Source organism: Chlamydia gallinacea 08-1274/3 (genome assembly GCF_000471025.2).
GTDB lineage: Bacteria > Chlamydiota > Chlamydiia > Chlamydiales > Chlamydiaceae > Chlamydia > Chlamydia gallinacea.
This window is the reverse complement of the sequence record NZ_CP015840.1, coordinates 494087-517371: the sequence shown is the minus strand read 5'-3', so window position 1 is coordinate 517371 and position 23285 is coordinate 494087. Positions and strand designations below refer to the sequence as shown.

Below are 23285 nucleotides of genomic sequence, written 5' to 3'. Positions count from 1 at the left end.
TTATGATGACGTTTTATTATCGTAGACCCGCACTGGATTTATGAGATCTCTTTTACAGTTGATTTTTGCCTTACTGCTTGTGTCTTCTAGTTGTTATGCCGGGCCGATTTCTTTCGAACCTTTTTTAGGAAAACTTTCTCCTCAAAAATTTACCCCCAAATACTCTGCTCAAGACTATCTTTCTGTAGGTATCCGCAATCTAGAACACCAAAATTACCATAGAGCATCGTTATGCTTCAGAATGATTACCCACCATTTTCCGAAAGATCCTTTATATTCTGAAGCCTTGTATCTTACGGGTGTATGTTACTTTAAAAGAGATCAACCGGATTTAGCAAATAAGGTATTTTCCCTATATATGGAACTTCCTGATGCTAAATATTCTGAAGAACTCTTTTCCATGAAGCTTGCTATAGCTCAAAGCTTTGCTCAAGGTAAACGTAAGCGGATTTTCCTTTTAGAAGGCTTTCCTAAATTAATGAACGCTGATGAAGATGCTTTGCGTATTTACGATGAAATTCTTGCGGCATTCCCCCACAAAGATTTGGGAGCGCAGGCCTTATATTTTAAGGGAGACCTGCTTATTATGAGGAAAGAGCTCGCGGAAGCAACAAAAGTATTTAAAAAATTAACACTACAATTTCCCCAACACTCTTTATCTCCTAAAGCATTTGTACGTTTATCTGAAATTTATCTTATCCAAGCTAAAAAAGAAGATCATAATGCCCAATATTTAAAATTAGCTAAAATGAATGAAGAAGCAATGAGAAAACAACATCCCAATCATCCTCTCAATGCTGTAGTTTCTTCTAATGTACGCATTATGAACGACTTATATGCCTCAGGATTGTATCATTCTGGACGCTTCTACGAAAAAAAGAAGAAATTACGTGCTGCAAGTATTTATTATACTACAGCGGTAGAGACTTATCCCGATTCACCATTCGTTGCTAAATGTCTCAAACGATTAGATAGAATAGCAAAACACTCTTAAATTACTAGACATGTTCATGCGTAAGATATTAAGTTTTTTATTGTTTTGTTTCGTCAGTTGTGGGTGCACCTCGTGTGTTGGCTATAGGCTAGTGAATTCTTCTAATGTACTCTCTGCTTTAGGAAAATCCATCCGCTCAGAAGGCATTGATCTTTCTCCCATAGATAATGATGTTTTAGGACAACTGACAGCAGCCATTATTTACGAATTAAGCAAGCGTTCTTTAACAGCACATAGTGGAGAAACAAACTCTCGCTATCTTCTGAAGGTCCGCCTCTTGAATGAGATTGACGAGAATGCAGGTTTTACGTATGCCCCAAATAAAATTAATGATAAGACTCCTAAGCATTTTATAGTTTCTAATGAGGGGCGTTTGTCTTTATCAGCGCAAGTACAATTAATCGACAAGCACTCGGGACAAGTAGTAATTGATGAACACGTCGCACGAAAATCAGTTGCTTTTGATTTTGAACCTGACTTAGGTATCACTAACGCTCATCAGTTTGCTTTAGGACAATTCGAAATGCATAATGAAGCTATAAAGAGCGCTCAGCGTGTATTATATGCTCATGTAGCAGAGACTATTGTTCAACAGGTATACTATGACCTCTTCTAGTGGAGAAGCTGTCTTTCCCGCTCTCCTTAGTGAACTTCACAATATGTTAGACTTTGTTAAACATACTGAGCAACTCCAAGCTTTCCCCAAAGATAAACTATTAAAACTCGAACTTGCCTGTGAGGAGTTGCTTGTGAATATTATTTCCTATGCCTATCAAGACTCTGTCTCACCTGGGACAATTACAATTTCTTGTGATGGAGATCCAAAAGAATTTTGTGTAACCATTAAAGATTATGGGACTTCGTTTAATCCCTTAACTGCAACCATTGATATACAAACGTGCGTGCCTCTAGACGAAAGAAAATTAGGCGGACTAGGGATCTTCCTAGCTAAAAACTCTGTAGATGAACTTCAATATGAACGTCATGCAAATGCTAATATTGTCCATTTAAAAATTCATAATACTTAAAGTAAAAACTACAAATAAAAAGAACGTAAACTATCTTCCGTATCTTGAATATCTTGAAGATACAAATGTAAAGCCTCCAGAATTAATGCAGACTGGTTATATTTTCCTGAAGCTTGGAAAGCAAGTTCCGGAGTATAACCCCTAGACGCATGATATAATGCAATATATCCGCGAGTAACAGCTTCACCCTGGATAACTTCTGGAACAAGCCATACAGCAAAGTCTGAGTTAAATAAAGTGAGTTTATCTATAGTTTCTGCAATAATGAAATTGTTCATGGGGCGACTACTCGTTGAGGTGCTGAGAGAAGCTGTAGACAGGATATCTGCAATATCTGCGAATCCTTCACAAAAAGCTTCACAGTTGCAGATGGTATGACGATAAAATTCTTCTAAAAAATCTAAACTCATAGCATTTTCCCTTGCCCCATGGTAATTCTTTATTTTAAAGGGAGTCAAGAGCTTTTCTTGAACCCCTATAAAACTAAGTAAATAAACAAATATCCCCCAATGGCTAAGGCATTTTTTCACTATGGACTGCTGAGCTTGCTGACATGGCTAGGGACTTCTCTCATTTATGCTGACATTGTTTTCCCCGAAGTTCAAGGTTCTTCAGCGGCGGTCATTCACGAAAACACTGGTAAGATACTGTATTCCAAAAACATAGACGCGAGGATTTATCCAGCGAGCATGACAAAAATTGCTACAGCCTTATTTATTTTACGTCGCTACCCCGAAGTCTTGAACAACTTTATTGCAGTGAAGCAAGAAGCAATAGCTTCCATCTCCCCGCAAGCAAAAAAGCAATCCGGATACCGTAGTCCTCCCTATTGGCTAGAAACCGACGGAGTAACCATACATCTACGTAATAAAGAAGAAGTCTCCGGAATAGATTTATTTCACGCCCTATTAATTAGTTCCGCTAACGATGCCGCAAATAGCTTAGCAATAGCCTGTTCGGGTTCTATTCCTGAATTTATGCATCAATTAAATACATTTTTACGAGAACTAGGCTGCCACGATACTCATCTAAATAATCCTCATGGATTGCATCATCCGAATCACTATACAACGGCCAGAGACTTGCTTTGTATCATGCGTGAGGGATTGAAGGAACCCTTATTCCGCCAAGTAATTCATACGTCAAGCTATACCATAGCAGCTACAAACCTCAATCCAGAAAGAACACTATGCACAACGAATAAATTACTCGTCACAACATCTCCTTATTACTATCCTTCAATTATCGGGGGAAAAACAGGAAGTACAGAACTTGCAGGGAAAAACTTAATCGTATCTGCTTGTAAAAACAATCGCTCGATCATCACCATTGCTACAGGATACTCTTCCATGGACAAGCTCTATCATGATATTCATGCTCTATGTGAAGCTGTGTTTAATGAACTTCCCTTAAGGCGTTACCTTATACTTCCTACAGAGAAATATCGCTTATCTCTAGGAACCTTGGGCTCTATTTCCTTGCCTCTTCCTGAAGGCGTGTATTATGACTTTTATGCTTCAGAAGGTGAAGATCCCTGCACTGTGACTTTTGTTCCCCATGTTACAAGCTTTCCTATTCATCAAGGAGACCTTATCGGCCATTGGGTATTTCGCTCCTCTAAGAAAGAAACTTTCTCACGTCCCGTATACTCTCCCTATGATATAGTTCCCTCTCCTTTACAACGATTTTATATTGCTATCCGGGCACTCATGTTTTCCCAAAGGACATATGTTATTCTGGGATTATTAGGATTATATTATAAAAAAACACGGCGCAAGGTACGCAAGCCTGTGCGTTATTATTGAAAATGAATAATTTTTATTTAACTTATATAAAAACTCTGTTTTTGCATAAGCTGTTGCGAGTTCATGAGATCGGAGAAAAATTATGCGTAGGTATGTCTGTTTTAGCTTATGTATCTTTATGTTTTTATCTCTGGGGCTGGGGGAAGCTGCTATGCCAACTTTAGATCATTCCTCAAGACATTTCTGTTTAGGAATAACCAAACATTGGTTGAAAAATTATAAGGAAATTCAAGAAGAACAATATACTCATTTCTTACACCATGTCATTACCGCAATTAAGCGGCCTGAAATTTGGAATAATCCGAGTCACTTGCTGCACATTTTATTGCAATTCGAGCAATTTTCTGAAAAAAGCAGTTTGTGTCATCACTTATTGGTTTCTATTATTCTAAATAGAATTACATTGCTCACCACGGGCACATCTTCATAGGTAGGGAAAAGGCCATCTTATTATTTACGAATAAAATGCGCGGCAAAAAAACTATCCCCTCGGTTTGGAGCAAGTATATGAGTAATGCGCTCTGGCTTCCATCCTAAAGACAACATATAAGCACTATGTTTTTCATTTTCTAAGGAAAGTAGGGAACAGGTAATATAGACAAGTCTTCCTCCCTTCTGGACATAGCGAACTGCTTCTTCTAGAATTTGTCTTTGTGCATAGGAATGTTGTAGTAACTCTTGGCGTGAAAATAAAATTTTCTTTTCTGGATGGCGTCGGAATACCCCACTTCCTGAACAAGGAGCATCAACAACAACTAGGGAAAAACGCTGATTCTTTAAAGACTTTGTTCTCTGAATAGAAAAATTTCTTAACCCTGCACGTAATAAACGATGTTTTGCCTCTTGCAATATCTTTTGACGACAATCATGTAGAACAACATGTCGTGCTTTTTCAGCAAGTATAAGGCTCTTTCCTCCTGCTCCGGCGCAAAAATCTAAAACACGGTCCTGTTTTGTTACAGGAATTTCTAAAGTAATTTTTTGTGATGATTCATCTTGAATTTCAAATAATCCCTGACGAAATGCCAAACTCGACTGTAAAGGATATCTCTTTAAAAAATTTAGTGATCCAGGAGTTTCTCCCAATGTACAAGGATAACCTAAAGATTGTTGAAGATCCTCTACGGAAATCCTACGTGTGTTCACACGAATAGACAGGGGAGCTTCCTGCAAAAACCACTTAGCAATTTCCTGAGCTTTTTCCTCTCCATAATCCTTGATTAAGCATACGGCAAGATCATCAGATACAGAATACCGTATAGGCCAGGGGAACTCTTTATAGGCAGCAATATTTTCCAGAGCTCCCTCGTCCAACTTAGAGACTAAATTCTCGGGAGATATTTCTTTATTTTCCTTTGTAAGTAGGGCTTCTAACAAACGTTGGTGACGAAGAACTGCAAACAGGCGTGAGCTAATCCACTGACGATCCTTAGACCCCAGGGAGCGGTGCTGTTTAAAGTACATGGCCAAGCGATTTGCTTCCCCTAGGGGAGTGCTATGCACTGCCTTCAGCAAGGCATAGAGATGATACAAGCGAAATGGGATCATAACACAACAAGTATACACCTCAGTAGGTTTATTGTGCTTTTGAAAAAGTTATAAATATTTTTTAACTTTGCGGATTATTGACTGCCACCACGTAGGATGGGGAGTAGAAGAATTGATACTTTTTTTCAAAAGAGAGTACACTTTGTTGTCATAGTCTAACAACCAGCGCATAAGAAGTAGGCGAATCATTTTGCTCCAGAGGATAGGATCGACATCGCGAATACTATATAAATTCCCAATTTGCTCAGGAGTCGCATCATAAGTAGTAGAAGTGGCTGCGCATGTTTGAATGTCCTCAGCAAGTAGATAGCGTAAAATTTCTGCTAAGAACCCTTTAGACATGGCACTTTCCTGAGGGGAATGCTCTGTAAATTCCTGCCAAGCATGTACCCAAGTTTTTCCCTGAGCCGTGAGTATCTGTGAACCTACCAAAGAATTTGTAAGAACTTCGGTTAACGAATTTGTCAGCATTCCTACGATAATCGCCTGAAAATCTTCGCGACTCCTGAGATACACATTCTTTAGTTGAGATAAAAAATAATAATTTTTCTCCGATAAGATATGTAAAGGCGTACTTTTCTCAGAAATAAACTGCTCAAGTAATTCTAAACTTAAGGGATGGTGTCCTGAGCGTGTTTCTAACAGGGTCATTAATGCATCCATTAGCACTTGAGAAGAAGATTCTGCAGCTAGGCTCTCTTGCACAATAGAAGTAGGCGTTTGTATTTCTGTTGTTGGTAAGGTCACTTCGTGGGAAAAATCCTCCCAAGAAGAAAAGTTTGTTTTTGCCTTTGTAAGCGCCCTATCTGCAGAAATAGAAATTTTTCTAATCAGACGGTGATACTCAAGAAAAAGAATCTCCTTCAAAGAGAGCAACTTCTGAACAACAGCTTTTTTACTCTCATAAGTTTCTCTACGAAATAGCCAATAAAATAAACGCGTATAGGATCGTTCCTGACGCAAACGCATATCGATAATAGATAAAAGCCTTCCCGATACAGAATAAGAAATTGCTGTTCGAGAAAAAATCTCTTGAATTGCTTGTTTTATAGTTGCTAATGAAGCGTCCTGCGCAACAGATACAGGTTGATGACGAGGCCATGCCTCTAAAAGCAGCTGTTTTTGATCATACACAAGAATTCTAGATTCATCGCGAATAGCTAATTCTAACACACGAAGATAGTAATCTACAGAAAATCGTAAATCTAACATCATAAAAAAATCATGCAACCCTATAGGTTTTGTGTTTATTCTCTAAAACACATAATTGCATTATTTTTATTTCACTATTGTTATTATCTTACAAAAAATGTCGTTCCTCCACCTAACAACAATTAATTTTCATTTACCTGAGGAACAAAGAAAAAATGACAAATAGCATCATCTAACATACGCTCATAAAGCTGGGGGTTCAAAACATAGGCTTCCTGCAAAATAGGAAGATTAGCTTCAACTACTTGAACAACAAAGTCATACCGAACTCCTGTAGGATTGTTTTGTATGGCATCTCCCCATAAACTTAGAAACTCTCCTAATAACTGATTGTAAGTGACACATAATGACATCATCATGTGTTTTAATGTCATTTGCTCTTCAATTCCTTTACTTGCAAGAATATCGAGTTGCTTAGCTCCTAAAAGAATTTCAGAATAATCACGCTTATAATCTCTTTTACTTAGAGATTGTACGGCTTTTTGGTAGTTTCCCTGGTAGCTAGATACTGAGCAGGCTAATTTCGCTATTCCACGTATGACTGTTAAGGAATCTCCTGTAGATCTCCCTTGGATTAACTTTTGAAATATAGTCATAATTTTAAAAGAATCTTCGGCGTCTTGTAAGAGAAATGCATGCTGATCTTGAGAAGTTTGTGGTTGTTGCTCAAGAGAGGAGAATTCAGTTAATGCCCACTTACTTGCCATGCGTAATAATAAAGCAATGGCTATAGTCCCTTCAGGACTTTCTGGATCTAAACCACAAAAATTGATGAGGGATGCGGATTTCTTTTTATAAATACAGCTACACATCTTTCTAAGTGTATCTAAGAAAAACTGCCTTATAGAAGCTAAGCAGCCTCGAGCAGGAGGAGGAACACTTTGCGCTTCAGAAACAAGAGTTTCACGTATTTCTGTATCTTCAAACAGCGCACGATAACTTGAAGTACATTCATCATGAGGAGCTTTTGATCGTAATGACCAGATTCTAAGCACAGCACGCTGTATTCTTTGAAGAAGAGATTTAAAAAATCCTTTGCTATGAAGACTCGCTTCTAAACGCTCAGGAAGATCACTGGACATCTCAGAAGATGGACTGGCCTGAGGAATGCCAGACTCTGGATGAGAACTAAAAACAGAACTCACATGATCCGTAATCCGCTGATCTACATCAGCCTCTTCTCCTTCAGAATTAGAATCTGTACGGTTGTCGAAAAGGTCACGCCAAGGAGGCTCTACGCCTCCATTACCGCCTTGCACAGGAGATCCCATAATTCTTTTATTTCCCTTTTTCTATACTATAAAACATCCGAAGCTAAGACTCCCATGGTCGTTACAAATACATCAGGATCAAGTTGTTGCAATGAAGTTAATGCAGATAAATTCCATTCGACATTTTCTTGCATATCCGCATGATCATATTTACCTACATTGGCTGCTAATTCTCGGTTAGCAACCCCCCGCACAGCGACTTCGCCTCTGTTAATAAAATTTGCCCATGCGCGATTCGCATCATTCAATGAACTACTTCTTAAACTGTCCATCTTCTCTGCAAATTCAGAAAGCATATCCTGTGCCTGTTCATCTAAAAATCCATCTTCACTATGGAGATCAACAAGGTCATCCGCATAATCTTGTATTGTAGTAGAAGAATCCAAGGAGGGACCCCCAAAAGATAGGTGGACCAACAAGCTAAATAATTCTGATTCCCCATTTTGATCATGATCTTTAGCAGCGTAACTCCAAAGTGATTGGGATAGTGTTTTCATCTCATCAATAGTAGAATCATTCGCACCAGATCGTGTTAACTGTAATTCTCTAGTCAAAGCTCGACGTGTATTAGCTAATCCCCCAACTAGTGTTTGTAAACCTGTTACTGTATAATTCACCTCGTCTGTATTTTCTAAATTTGTCCAACGAGATTTTATTTGATCTGCTAGTTTGGATACTTGTTCTTGTCTTGACTGTGCACTTGCTTCTAAATGAGATTTTAATCCCTCAACGATAGGAATAGAAGAAGAAGAGCCTGTACTATCTGTATCTGTTGGTGTAGGAACTGTTGGGATAGAAACAGGTTTCCCTGGAGTATATCCCTTTTTTTGTAATCCTCTCGCTGCACCTTCTGTTGCTCGCGCATCACCCGTAGCTTCTACAGAAAGACGCGATCTTATGGAAGATTCTGTGGAAGCTTTGCCCCCTTTACCAGCAGAACTTCTAGTAAAAATACTAAAGAATGACCGTACAGTAGAAGCAATTCTACTTAATATACCTGTGGATGTTCCCTTACCTGATGTAGAAATCCTATGAGAACCCAATTCCCCTGATACAGACTGGGATCCTTGCGTCTCTTCTCCGTGATCAGGCGTCCTGGAAATCCATAGGTCGTTATTTCCTCCACGATGACTTGGATTAATTCCCATAATTTTCTCCACATTTATATTTTTAATTTTAAAATGAAGAACAATTAAGCGAACACTTTTTAAAATAAAAAAATAAATGTTTATTAAAACTTAATAAAAAATGATGGATAATTAATTCATGTATAATAATTTTAATTATCTTACAAAATAGGCGCAGATCCAACTGAAAATCAAAGATTTAGCTAGATAGAATAAAGAAATCCCCAGACACTAGGATGCCTGGGGTTATCTAAACAAGATCTATAAGTTAAAAGCTAGAAAACTCAAAAGATGGACAAAATGAGACCTAATCCGAAGCAGAATCCTTTGTATTTTCCGGAGCAGGAGAGAGAACTTCTGTCCCTGGTAAAAAGCCTTTTTCTAAAAACTCAAGAGACGCCCCTCCCCCTGTGGATACGTGAGATACCTGAGTCGAACACCCCGCCAACGCAACAACAGCAGCAGCATCTCCTCCCCCCACGACTGTAATAGCTGAAGGATGGCGAGCTAAGCAATTCGCAATAGCCATAGATCCTTGATCAAACGGAGGAACTTCATAAACTCCAACAGGGCCATTCCAAAATACTGTAGCTGAGGCGTCAATAATCTTACAAAATTCTTGAACTGTTTTTGTTCCAATATCTAGACCTTGAAAACCTTGGGGAATCCCCTGTCCTATCGACGCTTCTTGCCAAGAAACTCCGGGAGCACATGTCTTAGCAATTTTAACGTCACTAGGTAAGAAAATACGCACTTTGTTTTTTTCAGCAAGTTCGATTACACGCCGCGCTAGTTCTACACCTGACTCTTCAACTAGAGAATTGCCTAAGGATTTTCCTAAAGCTTTTAAAAAAGTAAATCCCATACCGCCTGCCAGTAAGAGATTATCTACTTGAGATAACAGAGCTTCGATAACACCAATTTTTGATGATACTTTCGCTCCACCTAGAATGGCAGTAAAGGGACGTTTAGGAGAAATTAACAAATGGTTACCAAGAAATTCTAGTTCCTTTTCCATGAGGAAACCTGCAGCTGCTTTTCCAGGGAAAGCTTGAGGCACTGTGTAAACAGAAGCATGTTTCCTATGAGAAGTCCCAAAAGCATCATTCACATACAAATCCCCGTAAGAAGATAACTCTGCCGCAAACTTGGGATCTTCTTCTGGATGTTCTTCTCCATAATGAAATCGTAAATTTTCTAGTAATAAGACTCTACCCGGAGATAACTGCGCTACAGCTTGGCGAGCGACTTCTCCTACACAAGCAAGAGCCAAGGGAACATGGTGTCCCAAATAGCCCTCGAGAACCTCAACAATCGGCTGTAGTGAATACTTCTCTTCAAACCCATTCCCCTGAGGACGCCCTAAATGGCTCATTAAAATGACAGCAGCACGCTTTTGTAATAAGTAATTAATCGTAGGCATAGCACTACGAATGCGTATATCATCGAGAATTTTTCCATCTTTAATGGGGACATTAAAATCAACCCGTACCAATACTTTTTGTTCTTCTGGGGAGAGATCTCTGACTGTTAACCTATCCATATGCCTTGAAAAATTACTAAGATGATTTCCCTATTTTTAATGGAAAAGCACTCTTAAAGCAAAGAAAAATAGAATAGAGAGTATAGCTCCTGCTGGCAGGGTAATAAACCAGGACATGATGATATCTTTAATAATATTTAAATTAATCGCGTGAATCCCCCTGGCAAGACCTATACCTAATACAGCACCAACAACCACATGTGTTGTGGATATGGGTAACCCTAATGCTGATGCTAGAGCAATAGTAATTGCAGCTCCTAGTCCTACAGAAAATCCTCGAGAAGGCGTAAGCTCAGTAATTTTACATCCTATAGTTTCAATAACACGCCATCCCCAAATAGATAATCCAATAATTAAGCCTATACCACCAAATATCATTAACCCAAACAATGTATAAGAAGAGTACATTTGAGGATAGAGCTGGCGCAATACCCCAGCTACAGGAGCTATAGCATTGGCAACATCATTAGAACCATGAGCAAATGCCATGAAACAAGCAATGATAATTTGTAAATAAGCAAAAATTCTTTCAACAACCAAATATTTTCTTCCATAATTACCGCCACACTTTTTTAGGCGATACACTAAGCTCCCTACCTTAGGAGAATCAGAAATATAAGAACACCGAGAAGTATGTACATAGCCAAACATAAGCATGTAACTTAATCCTCCCAAAAAGAAGACAATACCTAATGCCCAGGCATAGGGAACAAAACGTGTGATTAATCCTCCACAAACGATAATGACTCCTAACACAATAATGACAAAAGCTACCAGAAAAGGTGCGATACGTAAGATAGCTTGAACAGGATCTCCTCGATACAGGATACGTTTTCGTATAAAAGAAAAAACAAGATAAGCAATACATCCCCCTAGCACAGGCGATAATATCCAACTAATGACAATTGTCCCTATAGATCCCCAATAAATGACAGTTCCTTTTCCTAAAACAAGTCCAAAGCCTATAACTGCCCCAACTATAGAATGCGTTGTTGATACAGGCCATCCGAAATACGAGGCTAGCTGTAGCCAAACTCCCGTGGCAAGTAAAGCGCCTGTCATTCCATAAACATAGTCTCCAGACGCAATTAAAGGATCAGAAACCGAGACAATGTGGCTCTCTATGGTTCCTGCAACGCGGTTACCAAGAAATAAAGCTCCTAAAAATTCAAAAATAATCGCAACAATTACTGCTTGTCGTAGAGTTAATACTCCAGAACCCACACTAGGCCCCACAGCATTTGCTACATCATTTGCGCCTATATTCCATGAGGTATAAAAACCGCATAAAAGAACAAAAATGACTAGAGCAAGCATGACATTCTTACTTTTCTTCTAACGTCATGTTAATGCGATAAGCAAGTTTTTCTGAACTATTCGAGATACTCGCTACACGCTTAATGATTTGCAACCACAAGTAAAACTCCTTTGTAGAAATTGCAAATTCATCTGAAAAGAAAATTTGCATCAGCTGACGCTGAATTACATCACATTCATGCTCTGCTTTTGCTACACGACTAACTAAAAAACGGACTTTATCCGCTTTACGTCCCCCGAAGGAGCTTTCAAGCAATTTATTGAATTCTTGGATAACGGCCATAATAAAATCAAAAGTTTCTACACTTTTATGTAAAAATTGAGAAAAGACGGATTCAAATTCAGGATAAAAACGCAACTCCCTGACAGTAAGCAAAATCGCGACATCTTCAGTCGTATCCGCAATACTATCCTGAATAGAAATAATTTCTAAAATTCCTGCCCGAGATATAGGCATGAATAAGCCTACGGGAAGATGGTTACGCATATCATTTTTGATACAATCCGCCTGGTATTCTTTATCTGAAATCGTCTTAGCAAGAGCATGGACTTGTGGATAATCTTGGTCACGCAAAGCAAGAAACATCGGCAACATCTGCCGAACACAAAATGCAACTACTTCTAAATGCGCTTGCAAAGGAGCAAAAGGAGATTGGCCAAATAAGCGAGCAAGAGTTTGCATAAGAATACCTTTTTGGCAATAATAGCCAGCTTTAATGATCTTGTAAATGACTTATGATTTCACCCATCTTACAAGTTAAAAATCTTACAGTACATTTAAACCAACGACGCGTACAGTATCCCCTAGTTGAATCCCTATCGTTTGATCTTTATCCAGGAAGAACCCTAGCCATTATCGGAGAATCAGGATCGGGGAAATCTGTAACAGCACAAGCCTTAATGCAATTATTACCCACACCTTTATTTTCTTTATCAGGAAATGTTGTTTTTCAAGAAACAGAGTTATTATCTGCCTCTCGAAAAGAATTGCAAGCCATTTTTGGCACAAAAATGGCTATGATTTTTCAAAATCCTCATACTTCATTAAATCCTGTATTTACCATAGGCAAACAATTTCAAGAACTCCTTGACACCCACTTACACCTTTCTCGCCAAGCAGGGCGAGAAAAAATTATCCAAGCCCTAGTGGATACAGGATTTCACCATCCGGAGCTTTGTTTAAACCTCTACCCTCACCAGCTTTCTGGAGGCATGTTGCAAAGAATATCCATAGCGATGGCTCTGCTTTCCTCTCCTGAAATTGTTATTGCTGATGAACCTACAACAGCTCTAGATGTTTCTGTGCAATACCAAATCCTACAACTATTAAAAAAATTACAAAACAAACTAGGGATGAGCTTACTCATTATCACCCATGACATGGGTGTCGTTGCAGAAATGGCTGACGACGTTTTAGTACTGTATGCTGGAAAAATGGTGGAATATGCTTCTGTTTACGATATATTCCACCATCCCCGCCATCCCTATACTCAGGACCTCCTTGCCTCCCGCCCCTCGGCAAAAGAAAAGACATTTAGAACCATTCCTGGGCAGCCCCCATGTTACGATAGCCTGCCTTCTGGATGTTGTTATTCCCCACGTTGTTTAAAAACCTACCCTAAATGCACTCTAAAGCCACCTCCTCTCCATAACATAAATACAAATCATAAAGTGAGGTGTTGGTTATATGAATAAACCTTTTCCTTTAGTGCAAGTTGACCAAATAAAAAAATATTATTACAAACGCTCCTTTGGATTTAGAAAAAAAATATTAACCACAAAAGCTATTGATAATATTTCTTTCTCTATTCCTGCAGGGAAAATTATTGGTCTAATCGGAGAATCAGGGTCGGGGAAAACAACGCTTGCTCTTGCGCTTGCGGGCCTTTTACCTTTAACCTCGGGGTATATGTCATTCAACAATCTCCCGATACAACTGCAGTCTAAGCAAGACTTAAAACGATTACGTTCTTACGTACGGATGGTTTTCCAAAATCCTCAAGCTTCATTAAACCCTAGAAAAACTATTTTTGATAGTTTAGGACATGCTCTCATATACCACCGTATTATCGCGAAAGAACATGTGACATCAGTTGTTGAGGAATCCTTGAATCGTGTAGGGCTGTCTGCAGAGTATTTTTACCGTTATCCTCACCAACTCTCTGGTGGCCAACAACAACGTGTCTCTATAGCACGAGCCCTATTAGGAGCACCTAAGCTTATGATATGCGATGAGGTGGTCTCTGCTTTAGATGTATCTATGCAAGCGCAAATCTTAAAAATGCTAGCTGATTTACAAAAAGAACTCCAAATGAGCTATTTATTTATTTCTCATGATCTCGCTGTTGTACGCTCATTTTGTTCTGAAGTCATCATTATGTATAAAGGAAAAATTGTCGAATCAGGACCAACAGAAAGCATCTTTTCCCATCCTCGCCATCCCTATACACAAATGTTACTAGACTCTCGACTTCCTGATCTTCCTGAACACCGAAATACCCAAAATAAATCCTGCATACAGCCTCCATTCCAAGAAGAACCAATAACTTCAGGATGTATGTTCTATCCCCGCTGTTCTAAACGCTCTAACTCTTGTCTTCAAGAACCCATTCCTAAGCACATAACCCACGGGAAACATGCATATCATTGCATTCATGCTCCTGAGAAAACAGAGAAGTCCTAAAAATATTTTGTGTCGTTGCTAGCGGTCTTTCAATACTATATTAGCTAATTGCTGAAACTGTTCTTCATCTGGGACATGAAATGTTACACAAGGTCGACTACCGTGATATTTCACTGTGACTTTATAACCTAAAGACTGACTCAAACGCTTTTGTATTTTATCATATTGTGTAGGAATTTCTTGCGTATTCTCCTTACGCTTAGATTCAGAGAAAGATTCTCCTGATAAAAGCTTTTTAGCTTCCTGCTCAGCCTCACGGACAGCAAGACGTTGTTGAATAATCCGTGTATTTAGAAGCTCGCGTAATTGGGGATCCTCTATAGTAAGTAATACTTTAGCATGTCCTAAAGTAATTTCCCCTGCATGAAGGCTTTGTTGGATAGCCTTGGACAAAGAAAACAAACGTAAATAATTAGCTACTGTTGAGCGTTTTTTCCCTACACGACTGGCTACTTTATCTTGAGTTAAACCAAATACCGTAATGAGTTTCTTAAAAGCCTCTGCCATTTCCATAGGATTTAAATTCACCCGTTGGATATTTTCAATGAGAGTAGCTTCAGCAGCAATATCATCAGCAACTACTTGCTTAAGAATCACTGGTATTGTGGTATATCCTGCTAACTGTAAGGCCCTCCATCGTCGTTCTCCAGCAATCAATTCATAATAAAGCACGCGATCTCCATTACGAATCTCTCGCACTACAGGAGGATGGATCAAACCTACAGCTTTCAAAGAAACAACTAATTCTTGAAGTTCCTCTTCTGAAAACACGCGACGCGGCTGAAAGGGACTTACTCGAATATCGTCTATAGACACCTCAATAATGGCATCTTTGTTGATAACTCCACTCACAACGTACCTGAGCTATTTTTTATATCTCCAAAACTAAAATCTTCTTTCTATTTTTCGGAGATAAGGATTGCTTCAACTCCGAATAAAAACAGATTCAGAAGCTTTTCTATCAAAAGAGCTTGTAGAAGTGAAGAGTTTTTTATTGTGCTTAGTACTGAGAATTTCGTGATAGCCCGAGGTTTACGAAAAAAAAAAATCTAGATAGACTAAGGATATTAAGCGCTTTATCACTAAAAATTATGAAGAATTTATTCCTATCTTTAGGGAAGCGAGTTTGCTCTTATGCGTTTGCTTTAACCTTTTTAGTCACTCTAGCTGTAGTGCTTACAGGAAAAATTATTTATAATTTTCAAAAAAGTTCTCAAGAAAAGTATGACAGTATCCTTTTATTAACAAAAACAGCAGAAGCAGCTATCTTCCAAGGCTTTATTCCCCCAAAAACAACTTTACCTATGCTAGAAAAAGCCTATCGCTTAGGGGGGGCTTCTGTAAAACCTTACGCAGGGTTTCTTTCTTCATGTTTTTATATTCATAATGAACCATTACGTGGTGCCTACTACGCAGGTCTTGCCTACAGCATCGGCTCTACATTCCATATGCCTTCACCTGCCCAAGTCCTACTTAAAGAAATCGCAGATGCACAGTCTGTAGGGAACTACTCCTCAGCACTGGAAAAATCTACTCAACTTCTTGAACTCACCGCATCTTCTGCCACAGATTATCCTACATTACGTTTCCTGACTCTTTTAAGAATCATAGAAATCAAAGAAATTCTTAATCAAGATACTCAAGCGGATTTTGAAGAACTCAAAACTCTTCCCATGTTTAAAGAATTCGAACAATTTTATAAAGACGGAGCATGGACATTAACTGATCGTTTTGGTAAAAAACGTTAACTAACTCTATAGCAAGGATTTCTATGAGCTTTTCTTCACTCACTGATTCTCCAATTGTCACAGATCCAATCCCTGAATCTCCCTCAACGCCTCGAACAACCCCAGAGCTTTCCACTCAATCCCCTAAAGTCATCTCAGGATCTTTAACTATATACCCCGATACTACTGACTCTACTCATACATAGTTTATGTTTATTGTTCTTGCCTTCCGTCAGGTTTGTTTTTCAAAAGAGGCTGCTCTCCTTAAGAAATTCTACAGATATTTACTATTCCTTAAACATACCTATTCTTTAGCTCTTCCCGGTAGCCTAAAGCGACGATTTTCTGTTATCTTAACTTTTGATCATGCTTCTGTAGACTTCTACTCTCATGTTTTTCCCTTCCTTCAAGAGCACAACATTCCCGCAGTTGTAGGTATTGCGTGGAGATACGTCGCCAATAATTCTGCATCTTCCCTCCCCTTAGATCATCGCTTGGCCCCTAGCGATACGCTAGCTTTCCAAGATGAAGTGTTTGCTTCTCACCAACCTTTCTGCTCACAACAAGAACTGCAAGTCATCGCTGCATCTCCCAATATACTACTCGCTTCTTCAGGATTTGCGATGCGTAACTTACGTCACTCTCCGCCTTATTTAACAACAGAAATTTTTCTTTCTAAGTTTTCTATTAAAACTGCCTTAGGTAAAACACCTATAGGTTTCTTTTATCCTTTTGGTAAATATGATTCTTCTTCTATGCAAGTTGTGAAAAAATACTATCCATTTTCTTTCATACTTGGAAATTCAGTAAACAGAAACGCTAAACAACATAATATCTATCGTGTAGATATTAAGCTCTCTCATGAGAAACTGCCTAAATTCCTCTTAAAACCCCAGTATTTAAAAAATTGGATAATAGATAGATATCGCCAAAGGCGTGCAAAAACATGAATACAAACAGATTATACACGAATTTTTTCTAAAACATCTTGTAAAGCTGTTATAAAGATAGAAATATCTTGCTGGTCATTATATATTCCTAAAGAGACCCTGAGCACGTGGCCTACGCTCCATCTCTGCATCGCAGGCTGTGAGCATTGATGTCCCGAACGAACTGCTATCCCTTGCAGATCCAATAAACACCCTATATCTAAAGGGTGTGCTCCTGCTATTCTAAAACTAATCAAAGCTCCTCGAGGCTGTCTAAAACCAGGACCAAGAATGCGAATTTCTGGGATTTCCATTAATTGTGCATAAAGATCACAGATTAAATCTTCTTCATGTTGATACAATAAAGAAACATCTTCTACTAATACATTTTGTAAATAATCCAAAGCAGCCCCAAAGCCTAAAACAGAGGCTATGGGGGGTGTTCCAGCTTCAAATTTAAGAGGCGCAGGATAATACTCCGGGGAATTGCTATCATACACAACAACCATGTCCCCGCCCCCCTCTACAGGAGGAAGCTTATGGAGTAATTCTCTTTTTCCATAGAGGACACCTACTCCCGTAGGGCCATACATTTTATGAGAAGAAAACGCATAGAAATCAATATCATCATGTACAACATGAATAGGAGCGTGTACTACTCCCTGAGCACCATCAACAGCTAGATATGCCCCATAGCGATGAACAAGATGAGAAATTTCTTTTAACGGTTGTACAGCTCCAGTTACGTTACTTACATGCGCTATACTAACAAAAGATGCTCCTTCCTGGAGTAAAGACTCCAAATGATTTAAATCAATGTAACCAAAATCATCGACAGAGATTTTTTTAACTTGAGATCCGCGACGACGACAAGCAATTTCCCAAGACAAAACGTTCGCATGATGCTCAGCCTCAGAAACTAAAACACAGCCACCTGAAGGAATTAGGACATCATTAGCAGACAACGCGAGTAAATTTAATGCCGCTGTTGTTCCTCGTGTAAAAACAATCTCATCATCATGAGCCGCATGAATCCATTGACTCACCTTATTCCGTACTGCAGTGTAGTTTTCTGTAACTAATCGCGAAGAACTGTATACATTACGATTTACAGTTGCGTAATCCACACTATAAAAATGTGTAATAGCATCAATAACTTGCTGAGGTTTATGCGTAGTTGCCGCAGAGTCTAAATAAATATAGGGCATCCCTTGGCGTTGTTTATTAGCAAAAATAGGGAAATCCTCTTTTATCTTCCTTTTACATAATGTCAACACTCACACCCCTACTATCTTCTTGTTGTTTCTGAGCTGCAAGCTTGGGGAAGAACTTTAAGGAGGGCTGTATCATTAAAAATCCCTGGACCAATTTTCTCTGGGCTTCTTCACGAGTCATTCCTCGCGATTGCATATAAAACATCTGTTGTCGATCCAAAGGCCCCACTGTAGCTCCATGAGAAGCCTTTACATCATCAGTGAGAATTTCCAATCTTGGAAATGTTGTTACCGAAGCTTGGTCACTAAGCAATAACGTATCATGTTTCTGATAAGCATCGGAAAATATTCCTTGAGAAGATATATGAATCCCTCCGGAAAAAGAAAAGCTGCCGGAATGTAAAATAGACTTAATTAATTGTTGTGACATAGTCGACTCGGCATGATGATGCACACGATTCCGCATCCATGTATTCCTAGGAGACAGAATAGAAACTAAAGCTTCCCCATATGCGCGCGCACCAACCAAAGAAAACGTATTGTCAAACCAGCCAATCCCCTGAACATCTTCTAACAGATCATACTGTATAGAACAGGCTCCTTGCTTCTCTACAGTAACTGTATGAGACCAGCTAACTCTTTCTTCTTTGACATATTTAGAGCACATCGTTAGGGCAACTTCTGCTTCTTCTGATACAAAAATTTCCGTGACACCATTGACAACAGTAAAACTCTCCATCACTCCGCTGTTACGCTCTGTATGATGAGATATATGAACATTGCAGCTTGCCCGCTTTCCTATAATTAAAACAATCTTTGGAGAATAAATCACCCTATCATCATGAGATAGGGGAAAACACACATGACGAATACTCAGTACTTCACTTATCTGCAAATCTTCGGGGACATAAATAACAACCCCGAAATCATGAGCACAGACAGCATTAAAAAAAGCCAGAGGTTGCTCATCAATATCATATACACGAAGTAAATTAGAAAATACCGATTGTGCCTCCCCTAAAGACATAGCAAGAACCCCATCCGGTAACTGGGAAAGCGAAGCTTCATATTTTCCATTAATCAATATACATTCCGCAGATAAAGAATAATGATGGTGTAACCATTGTTGTTTTGCCGTTTCTAAAGCTCCGTGAGCTAAATAGTACTTCTCCGGAGATAACGATATATCCTTTATCCAAGAAAACCAACGAAAGAAGTCCTTAAGCTCCTCAGTATTTGCATGGCGATACCAACACGCTTGAGCAGCTTGATGTACAGAAGAATCTTTCACAACAGGAGAACTATGTTCTAATGAACCTAACATATGCCCTTCGATAACTCCTGAAATACTTCATGATAACTTTTGTTTTCCAACTCCTGCATTAAATCAGCTCCTCCAGAACACGCAATACTACCTTCCAATAAAATATGCACATGATCAGGACGAAGAAGATTCCCAAGTTTAGGATTATGCGTAACTATGCATAATGTACTTTTAGGATGCAGATCACGATATTTCTCAAGCACTCTACACAAACATTTTAAAGCAACAACATCCAAACCAGAATCTGGCTCATCAAGCACGATCATTTCTGGCTCTAAAACAAGCATTTGCCAAATCTCATTTTTCTTCCTTTCTCCCCCAGAAAATCCTTCATTCACGTTTCTTTCTAAAAACTGATCTATTAGAGGAAACTCATAGGTCTCTGCAATAGAAGATAACAACATATCAAAAGCCGCATCAGATAGCTCTTCTTCCTTTCGGGAGCGCTTACACGCATTATACGCGTCTTTTAAAAACAAGCGATTATTCACCCCCGGGATTTCAGGAGGTTGCTGGAAACTAATAAACAGCCCAGATTGTGCACGTTCTTCAGGAGCTTTCTCTAAGATATCCTGACCTAACAAATATATGTCCCCGGAAATAACCGACACACTATCGTCTCCAGAAAGCACTTTAGCCAAAGTCGATTTCCCTGCGCCATTCGGCCCCATAATTACATGTAATTCTCCTGGACGCATGTGAATGTTGAAATTATCTAATATTTTCACATCTTCACAACATACATGTAAGTTTTGTATCCGTAGCATTTGACTAACCCACGCTATTTTCTAACTTAACAAACAATAACTTTAATGCCTCGCGAGCAAACTCTAGAGGCAACTGATCTATAATTTCACGGCAAAAACCATGAACAACCAAACTCACAGCTTCCTCAGCACTCAACCCTCGGCTACGCAAATACAGCAATTGCTCAGCTCGCAACTTTGATGTCGTTGCCTCATGCTCAACAGAAGACTGTGGATTTTTCACAATAATCTTAGGATCCGTATAAGCTCCGCACGATTTCCCTACCAGCATGGAATCACATTGCGTATAGTTACAACTACCACGCGCACCTTGAGATATAGATACAAGACTTCTAAATGTATTTTGCGACTGATCAGCAGAAATTCCCTTGGAAACAATTGTAGATGTCGTATTCTCTCCAACATGCATCATTTTTGTCCCGGTATCTGCTTGCATCCTCCCATTAGTTAAAGCTATGGAGTAAAATTCTCCTACACTTTCACGTCCTTTCAAAATACAACTAGGATATTTCCACGTAATTGCTGCACCTACTTCCACCTGAGACCAAGAGATTTTAGATTTATCTCCCGCACATAAACCTCGCTTAGTCACAAAATTATATATGCCCCCCTGACCCGTATTCTTATCCCCAGAAAACCAATTCTGAACAGTAGAATAACGAATAGTTGCCCTTTCATGAGCCACTAACTCAACAACAGCAGCATGCAACTGATTGGAAGAATATGACGGGGCCGTGCATCCTTCTAAATAACTTACAAACGAGCCTTCTTCAGCAATAATTAATGTACGCTCAAACTGCCCTGCTTCTTTATCATTAATTCTAAAATAAGTAGAAATTTCCATAGGACAATGCACGCCTTTAGGAACATAAACAAAAGATCCGTCACTAAATACGGCAGCATTCAAAGCGGCAAAATAATTATCCCGAGAAGAAACAACAGACCCTAAATATTTCTTTATAAGATCCGGATACTTATGAATTGCCTCAGTCATTGAGCAAAAAATCACCCCGGCCTTATCCAAAGATTCTTTGAAAGTTGTGCCTATAGAAACAGAGTCAAAAACTAAATCAACGGCCACATTCTGTACATTCAGCAAACGCTTCTGCTCATCTAGGGGAATCCCTAATTTTTTAAACGTATTTAAAATTTCAGGGTCCGCTTCTTCCAAATTTCCTAAGGGTTTTTTTTGCTTAGGAGCAGAAAAATAGACAATATTCTCATAATCCACAGGATGGTAGTTCAACCGCGCCCAAACAGGCTCTTGCAGACTCTTCCAATATTGGTAGGCCTTTAACCGAAAATCTAAAATAAACTCAGGCTCTTTACGTAAAGAAGAAATTTTTTTAATCACTTCTTCACTAAGACCTTTCGCAACTCCTTGAGACTCTATTGGCGTGACAAAACCGTAGGGGTAATCTTCACGGTTATGTAAAAATTCTTCTATAGATTGATCCATTATGCCCCGTCTTGGTGCACCATAACATTTGCTTGTGTAGAGCCATATAAAAGAGCAATCACGTTAGCATATTTACAATATTTTTCAAAACACGAAAGAAGGAGGGGAGAAGCCGTAGCTCCTACTTCCCTCCTATTAGAAAAGAATGTTAACACAGGACATTCTTATTGAGATCACACATTAAGCTTGAAAGATCGAAAACCTTACAAACTTGCTACCATTTTAATACTTATATATTTTTTGTCTTCTAAGTTTATGATTTTTTTATTTTTTCTACAAAATTCCACTCGCAGAAACAAGCCAATTCACTCCAAAATGCCTGAGGATCCTGAAGAAACCGTTTTCTGTAATAAAGGGGCAAACATAGAATCCTTAACAGTTAAAAACTGTAACTCCTTCTCTGCTTTTTCTGTCTGTCCTTCCATGTGATACAAGTAGCCAAGTAAATAATGAGATCGTTCGTGTTCCAAATTAATCCCTAAAGCACGATGAAATGCTTCAGAAGCTTGCTGATTTTGCTTGAGATCCATGTAGGCAAGCCCTACATAAAAATGTGCATCTGCATCTTCGGAATTTAAAAATAACGCTTCCTGAAAAGCCTTTAATGCCAAACGGGTTTTATCTAAAGTAAGATAACACAAACCTAAGTTATAATGACCATCTGCTAAATCAGGACGCAATTGCACCACTCTCTCATAAGCTTCTGTAGCTTTATCCCATTGCTTATGCTTAGAAAGTAAATACCCTAGCTTTATCCAAGCTTTCCAATATAAAGGATTCTTATTTACCGTGGACTCTAACAAACTGATGGATCCCTGTTCATCACCTAAATCCGTTAAAACTACCGATTTGTTATATAAACTCTGTGGGTTCCAAGGATCTAACTCTAGGATCTTATCAAAGCAAGCCAAAGCCTCATCATGCTTTCCTAAGCGATGATACACGCCTCCTAGACTAAACCAACACTCGATGTCCTCAGGATGTAAAAGAACATAGGCACGGTAGTGCTCAACAGCCTCCTCATAACGATGATCTCGATCTAAAGCTACTCCATAGCAATACCGTAAATAGCTATCCCCAGGTTCAGATTCCAACCCCTTAGCACACCACACCAAGGCCTCGGATACTCTTCCCGTCTCTAAAGCAATAATCCCTAAATAACAATAAGCCAGCGCTGCTGAAGGATCTAGCTCCAGGGCTTCTTGTAATCTTCGTTCTGCTTGTTCATATTCCCCACTCAAAAAGAAATTAATTCCTGAACAAAGGAATTCTTTTGCTAGATGTTTCGCAGCGTCTTCCATGAATGCTTCTCCTGCACACAAATTGTCTTTGCTATT

At 39.0% G+C, this 23285-nt stretch carries 25 protein-coding genes; 10 read left to right on the top strand and 15 right to left on the bottom strand.

Going from position 1 to position 23285, the window contains the following annotated elements; all coding sequences use genetic code 11:
- Positions 1-40: 40 nt before the first annotated feature.
- Genes M787_RS02285 through M787_RS02275 form a run of 3 tightly spaced genes read left to right on the top strand, consistent with a single transcriptional unit; the run spans position 41 to position 2022 of the window.
- Positions 41-994, top strand: a complete 954-nt coding sequence (locus M787_RS02285) for a tetratricopeptide repeat protein (RefSeq protein ID WP_021828845.1) — start codon at positions 41-43, stop codon at positions 992-994.
- Positions 995-1010: 16 nt separating this feature from the next.
- Positions 1011-1610 (top strand): LPS assembly lipoprotein LptE, encoded by a 600-nt coding sequence (locus M787_RS02280; protein ID WP_021828844.1) that lies wholly within the window; start codon positions 1011-1013, stop codon positions 1608-1610.
- Positions 1597-2022, top strand: coding sequence for an ATP-binding protein (locus M787_RS02275; protein WP_021828843.1), 426 nt, complete (start codon positions 1597-1599; stop codon positions 2020-2022). The genes M787_RS02280 and M787_RS02275 overlap by 14 nt, the downstream gene beginning before the upstream one ends.
- An 8-nt stretch (positions 2023-2030) precedes the next feature.
- On the opposite strand, the gene M787_RS02270 is transcribed toward M787_RS02275, so the two are convergent.
- Positions 2031-2432 carry a hypothetical protein gene (locus M787_RS02270; protein WP_021828842.1) on the bottom strand — a complete coding sequence of 134 codons (402 nt, stop codon included), beginning with the start codon at positions 2430-2432 and terminating at the stop codon, positions 2031-2033.
- A 99-nt stretch (positions 2433-2531) separates the two neighbouring features.
- Between M787_RS02270 and M787_RS02265 the strand changes: the two genes are divergently transcribed.
- Both M787_RS02265 and M787_RS02260 read left to right on the top strand, forming a co-directional pair.
- The gene (locus tag M787_RS02265) at positions 2532-3827 is read left to right on the top strand and encodes a D-alanyl-D-alanine carboxypeptidase family protein (protein ID WP_021828841.1); all 1296 of its coding nucleotides are present in this window, start codon (positions 2532-2534) and stop codon (positions 3825-3827) included.
- A gap of 82 nt (positions 3828-3909) precedes the next feature.
- The gene (locus M787_RS02260; RefSeq protein ID WP_021828840.1) at positions 3910-4257 is read left to right on the top strand and encodes a hypothetical protein; all 348 of its coding nucleotides are present in this window, start codon (positions 3910-3912) and stop codon (positions 4255-4257) included.
- Positions 4258-4277: 20 nt separating this feature from the next.
- On the opposite strand, the gene M787_RS02255 is transcribed toward M787_RS02260, so the two are convergent.
- From M787_RS02255 to M787_RS02225, 7 genes are all read right to left on the bottom strand, one after another.
- Positions 4278-5375, bottom strand: a complete 1098-nt coding sequence (locus M787_RS02255; protein WP_021828839.1) for an RsmB/NOP family class I SAM-dependent RNA methyltransferase — start codon at positions 5373-5375, stop codon at positions 4278-4280.
- Positions 5376-5423: 48 nt separating this feature from the next.
- Entirely contained in the window at positions 5424-6590 is a 1167-nt protein-coding gene (locus M787_RS02250) for a hypothetical protein (protein WP_021828838.1), read from the bottom strand.
- Positions 6591-6709: 119 nt separating this feature from the next.
- Complete coding sequence (locus M787_RS02245) at positions 6710-7858, bottom strand: TmeB family type III secretion system effector (protein WP_021828837.1); 1149 nt, start codon at positions 7856-7858, stop codon at positions 6710-6712.
- A gap of 26 nt (positions 7859-7884) precedes the next feature.
- A complete protein-coding gene (gene semD / locus M787_RS02240) occupies positions 7885-9006 on the bottom strand; it encodes a SemD/SinC family type III secretion system effector (protein WP_021828836.1) in 1122 nt (373 codons plus the stop codon).
- A 286-nt stretch (positions 9007-9292) separates the two neighbouring features.
- Positions 9293-10528 (bottom strand): phosphoglycerate kinase, encoded by a 1236-nt coding sequence (locus M787_RS02235; protein ID WP_021828835.1) that lies wholly within the window; start codon positions 10526-10528, stop codon positions 9293-9295.
- 36 nt (positions 10529-10564) lie between these two features.
- On the bottom strand, positions 10565-11845 hold the full coding sequence (locus M787_RS02230) for an inorganic phosphate transporter (protein ID WP_021828834.1): 1281 nt from the start codon (positions 11843-11845) through the stop codon (positions 10565-10567).
- A 7-nt stretch (positions 11846-11852) separates the two neighbouring features.
- Positions 11853-12527, bottom strand: a complete 675-nt coding sequence (locus tag M787_RS02225) for a TIGR00153 family protein (protein ID WP_021828833.1) — start codon at positions 12525-12527, stop codon at positions 11853-11855.
- A gap of 53 nt (positions 12528-12580) precedes the next feature.
- Here M787_RS02225 and M787_RS02220 point away from each other — a divergent pair, with 53 nt between their 5' ends.
- On the top strand, positions 12581-13540 hold the full coding sequence (locus M787_RS02220; protein ID WP_021828832.1) for an ABC transporter ATP-binding protein: 960 nt from the start codon (positions 12581-12583) through the stop codon (positions 13538-13540).
- Positions 13533-14528 (top strand): oligopeptide/dipeptide ABC transporter ATP-binding protein, encoded by a 996-nt coding sequence (locus M787_RS02215; protein ID WP_021828831.1) that lies wholly within the window; start codon positions 13533-13535, stop codon positions 14526-14528. Before M787_RS02220 ends, M787_RS02215 begins: the two co-directional genes overlap by 8 nt.
- 18 nt (positions 14529-14546) lie before the next feature.
- Here the strand turns inward: M787_RS02215 and M787_RS02210 are convergent, their stop codons facing one another.
- On the bottom strand, positions 14547-15380 hold the full coding sequence (locus M787_RS02210; protein ID WP_021828830.1) for a ParB/RepB/Spo0J family partition protein: 834 nt from the start codon (positions 15378-15380) through the stop codon (positions 14547-14549).
- A 239-nt stretch (positions 15381-15619) separates the two neighbouring features.
- Here M787_RS02210 and M787_RS02205 point away from each other — a divergent pair, with 239 nt between their 5' ends.
- From M787_RS02205 to M787_RS02200, 3 genes are read left to right on the top strand one after another with little or no spacing between them, the layout of a single operon-like run.
- Positions 15620-16276, top strand: a complete 657-nt coding sequence (locus tag M787_RS02205; RefSeq protein WP_021828829.1) for a hypothetical protein — start codon at positions 15620-15622, stop codon at positions 16274-16276.
- Positions 16277-16299: 23 nt separating this feature from the next.
- Positions 16300-16461, top strand: a complete 162-nt coding sequence (locus M787_RS04895) for a hypothetical protein (RefSeq protein ID WP_021828828.1) — start codon at positions 16300-16302, stop codon at positions 16459-16461.
- 3 nt (positions 16462-16464) lie between these two features.
- On the top strand, positions 16465-17205 hold the full coding sequence (locus M787_RS02200; RefSeq protein ID WP_021828827.1) for a polysaccharide deacetylase family protein: 741 nt from the start codon (positions 16465-16467) through the stop codon (positions 17203-17205).
- An 11-nt stretch (positions 17206-17216) separates the two neighbouring features.
- On the opposite strand, the gene M787_RS02195 is transcribed toward M787_RS02200, so the two are convergent.
- From M787_RS02195 to M787_RS02175, 6 genes are all read right to left on the bottom strand, one after another.
- On the bottom strand, positions 17217-18392 hold the full coding sequence (locus M787_RS02195; protein ID WP_238582554.1) for a SufS family cysteine desulfurase: 1176 nt from the start codon (positions 18390-18392) through the stop codon (positions 17217-17219).
- Between the two features lie 52 nt (positions 18393-18444).
- Positions 18445-19722 (bottom strand): SufD family Fe-S cluster assembly protein, encoded by a 1278-nt coding sequence (locus M787_RS02190; RefSeq protein ID WP_021828825.1) that lies wholly within the window; start codon positions 19720-19722, stop codon positions 18445-18447.
- Complete coding sequence (gene sufC / locus M787_RS02185) at positions 19716-20489, bottom strand: Fe-S cluster assembly ATPase SufC (protein ID WP_021828824.1); 774 nt, start codon at positions 20487-20489, stop codon at positions 19716-19718. Before sufC ends, M787_RS02190 begins: the two co-directional genes overlap by 7 nt.
- A 4-nt stretch (positions 20490-20493) precedes the next feature.
- A complete protein-coding gene (gene sufB / locus M787_RS02180; RefSeq protein ID WP_021828823.1) occupies positions 20494-21948 on the bottom strand; it encodes a Fe-S cluster assembly protein SufB in 1455 nt (484 codons plus the stop codon).
- Positions 21948-22103 (bottom strand): hypothetical protein, encoded by a 156-nt coding sequence (locus M787_RS04890; RefSeq protein ID WP_169814964.1) that lies wholly within the window; start codon positions 22101-22103, stop codon positions 21948-21950. The genes sufB and M787_RS04890 overlap by 1 nt, the downstream gene beginning before the upstream one ends.
- Positions 22104-22253: 150 nt before the next feature.
- A complete protein-coding gene (locus tag M787_RS02175; RefSeq protein ID WP_021828822.1) occupies positions 22254-23249 on the bottom strand; it encodes a tetratricopeptide repeat protein in 996 nt (331 codons plus the stop codon).
- Between the last annotated feature and the right edge of the window lie 36 nt (positions 23250-23285).